Source organism: Aeromonas aquatilis (assembly GCF_054052405.1).
This window is the reverse complement of the sequence record NZ_JBSTYP010000122.1, coordinates 1-3,032: the sequence shown is the minus strand read 5'-3', so window position 1 is coordinate 3,032 and position 3,032 is coordinate 1. Positions and strand designations below refer to the sequence as shown.

3 protein-coding genes, 1 tRNA gene and 1 rRNA gene are annotated in these 3,032 nt (G+C 55.5%); 3 read left to right on the top strand and 2 right to left on the bottom strand.

The annotated features are described in order from the left end of the window. Positions 1-86, top strand: a 5S ribosomal RNA gene (rrf, locus tag ACW5W8_RS23450); the annotation flags it as partial. Positions 87-183: 97 nt separating this feature from the next. Further along, positions 184-260 (top strand) — tRNA-Asp (locus ACW5W8_RS23445). 333 nt (positions 261-593) lie between these two features. Here the strand turns inward: ACW5W8_RS23445 and ACW5W8_RS23440 are convergent. Both ACW5W8_RS23440 and fabR read right to left on the bottom strand, forming a co-directional pair. Beyond that, entirely contained in the window at positions 594-959 is a 366-nt protein-coding gene (locus ACW5W8_RS23440; RefSeq protein ID WP_498630817.1) for a YijD family membrane protein, read from the bottom strand. Between the two features lie 19 nt (positions 960-978). Next, the gene (gene fabR, locus ACW5W8_RS23435) at positions 979-1,599 is read right to left on the bottom strand and encodes an HTH-type transcriptional repressor FabR (protein ID WP_498630815.1); all 621 of its coding nucleotides are present in this window, start codon (positions 1,597-1,599) and stop codon (positions 979-981) included. Positions 1,600-1,746: 147 nt separating this feature from the next. Between fabR and ACW5W8_RS23430 the strand changes: the two genes are divergently transcribed. Then, a complete protein-coding gene (locus ACW5W8_RS23430) occupies positions 1,747-2,865 on the top strand; it encodes an acyl-CoA desaturase (protein ID WP_498630813.1) in 1,119 nt (372 codons plus the stop codon). The last annotated feature ends 167 nt before the right edge of the window (positions 2,866-3,032 follow it).

Sequence of the window (3,032 nt, the reverse complement as noted above, 5' to 3'; positions counted from 1 at the left end):
TGATCCCATGCCGAACTCAGAAGTGAAACGCGGTAGCGCCGATGGTAGTGTGGCATTCGCCATGCGAGAGTAGGACACTGCCAGGCACCAAATTAAACGGTGATGTGAAGAGAACATAACCGGCTGCGAGGATGACACCTCAATGAAGCGGCAGACAATTTAGCAAAAAGCTAACCAGACAGCGGAGCGGTAGTTCAGTCGGTTAGAATACCGGCCTGTCACGCCGGGGGTCGCGGGTTCGAGTCCCGTCCGCTCCGCCACTAATTTGAAAGGCCTTCCCATTTGGGAAGGCCTTTTGCTATACGCGATTTTTAAGTCTTGTTTTTATCATCTTGGGCCAAAAAGCCCTCACTCCTTGCTGTTTTATCGATATATCCCGCCCTTTTCTGATCGTTCCTCAACCATTTGCCGCTTTGCTATCGGTCAAGACCGGCATCTGTCGGGGCTGGGTGCTGGTGTGCTTCAGGCTCTCCCCTCCTTCATCTGGACATCGCCCCGCAGGATTAATGTGTGTACCACAAACAAAGAGGCCTTCCCGTTGGGAAGGCCTCTGTTCTTTATCTATTAGTGATTACCATCATTCGGTCGATTTATCAGAACTTCTCTTTGTTGCCAATGCTCAGGCCCAGTTTGATGGAGAGGGCTGCCAGTAGCAGCAGCATCATGATCAGGGAGAAGAAGTTGCTGCCGAGCTCCGGGTATTGCACCTTGAGCAGTGCGGAGTGGCCGAAGGCACCAATAAAGAAGCAGAGCAGGGTGCAGATGGGGGTATTGCCCACCATGGGTTCATGGCGATAGTGCTGGAACAGCTGATAGGCCGCCAGCCAGAGGGCAATCAGCGGGAAGAAGGAGAAAGGCACCACCGAGTTGGTCAGCACGGCCAGTGAGGCATCGCCACAGATACCAATCAGCATGGCCATGGCGAGCGGTTTTTTCGGGATCATAAGCTGTTCAGTCATATCGTTCTCCATCCTGTGGTCATGGGTGAGGTTCACGGCGCTTCTGGTTTTGTACCTCGGCGCCCATGGCGATCATCCGCAGTTGGCGAATTGTTCGGTCGGAGAGTGCCCGGCACTCTTCGCTGGTCATGTCGAGAGCATCGGCACCGGCACTGAAGACGATGGTGACCATGGCTTCTGCCTGGATGTAGGCATCTTCCCGTGGTGCTTCTGTAGTTGCTTCCAGATAATCGGTCAGCTCGGCAATGAAGTGCTGGATCTCGCGAGCCACCGCCTGGCGAAATGCGGCCGAGGTGCCTGAGCGTTCCCGCAGCAATAGCCGGAAGACGTTGGGGTTGTTCTCGACGAACTCCATAAAGGTCTGCACCGAGGTGCTGATGACACTGCCACCACCGGCAATGCGCTGGCGTGCCTGGCGCATCAGTTGGCGCAGGGTGAGACCTCCTTCGTCAACCAGGGTCAGGCCCAGTTCCTCCATATCGCGAAAGTGGCGATAGAAAGAGGTGGGGGCGATACCCGCTTCGCGAGCGACTTCCCGCAGGCTGAGATTGGAGAAACTCCGATTGGCGCACAGTTGGCTGAATGCAGCATCGATCAATGTACGCCGGGTTTTTTCTTTTTGTTGAGCGCGAATACCCACGAAATCAGTCACCTTCAGCTTAACGAGGACAAATGATAACCCGAAGGCGCCTCAGGATCAGGTTTGTATCCTACTTTTTTACCATTGACCGTGAGGAAATCACCATAGAAAATGGCTAACAGCTGTTCGCTGAAAGGATGCAATGAGATGGCCAGACCCCCGATTATTTTGACCAATACCCTTCTGTTTTCCCTCTCCGGGATAGTGGCGTTGATTGTCGTACCCTGGTACGGCATGAGCTACGGTTACGATCTCTGGCAGTGGGCCAGTTTCCTGTTGTTGTTCTGCCTGAGTGGTCTCTCCATCACCGCAGGCTATCACCGGCTCTGGTCGCACAAGGCCTACAAGGCGCACCCCGCTTTGCAGTGGTTGTTTGCCATCGGTGGTGCGTTGGCGTTGCAGAATTCGGCCCTGCACTGGTCGGCCGATCACCGCCGTCACCATCGTCATGTGGATGACAACGATAAAGACCCCTACAGCGCGGGGCGTGGTTTCTGGTATTCCCACATCGGCTGGATGCTGCGGGAGCATCAGGGAGATCGCTATGGCGATTACAGTAATGTGCGGGATCTGCAGAACAACCCAGTGGTCGCATTTCAGCACCGTCACTATCTGACGCTGGCACTGGCGGCTAATCTGGGGCTGCCGCTGCTGTTTGGTCTGATCCACGGAGATCTGCTCGGCATGTTGTTGCTGGCGGGCGTCTTGCGGATGGTGATGACGCACCACACCACTTTCTTTATCAACTCGCTGGCCCATATCTGGGGCAGCCAGCCCTACACGGATCGCAATACCGCCCGTGACAACGGCATCCTGGCCTTTTTCACCTTTGGCGAGGGATATCACAACTTCCACCATCTGTTCGAGAACGATTATCGCAACGGTATCCAGTGGTGGCAGTTCGATCCGACCAAGTGGCTGATCCGGTTTGCCTCATGGTGCGGGTTGGCGAGAGATCTGCGCTCATCGCCGGAGGAGCGTATCGAGCAGGCCAGGCTGGAGATGCAGCTCAAACGGGCGCAGGCAAGGCTCGTCAAACAGGATGATCGCGAACTGTGGCAAGCGTTGCTGCAGGAGGAGTACGCCAAGCTGAGTCAGCAGTTGCAGCACTACTATGCCAGTCGCAAGCGGCTGCTTGAGCTGCGCAAGCGCAAGGCGCTGGCGCGCTATGACCGCCTCAAGCTGCAACTGGAGTATCGGGCACTGCGGGACGGCTTCATCGCTGGTAAACGCAACTGGAGTCGTTTGCTGGCAGGTATTGCATGATGCCGTCCGGTTATCACAGAGACTAAAAGAGAAGACCGCCTGCTGGCGGTCTTCTCTTTTATGATTCAACTCAAGCTAGTTGGCTTGGCTCTGCTGTTGCTGCAGTTGATCCAGTGCCTGTTGCTCCTGCTGGCTAAGACCCAGTTGTTCGCAGGCCTGCTCAAAGC

Bases quoted from the DNA above. Each gene is read 5' to 3' on its own strand.
- ACW5W8_RS23440 (WP_498630817.1), bottom strand. From the start codon at position 959: ATGACTGAACAGCTTATGATCCCGAAAAAACCGCTCGCCATGGCCATG.
- ACW5W8_RS23430 (WP_498630813.1), top strand. From the start codon at position 1,747: ATGGCCAGACCCCCGATTATTTTGACCAATACCCTTCTGTTTTCCCTC.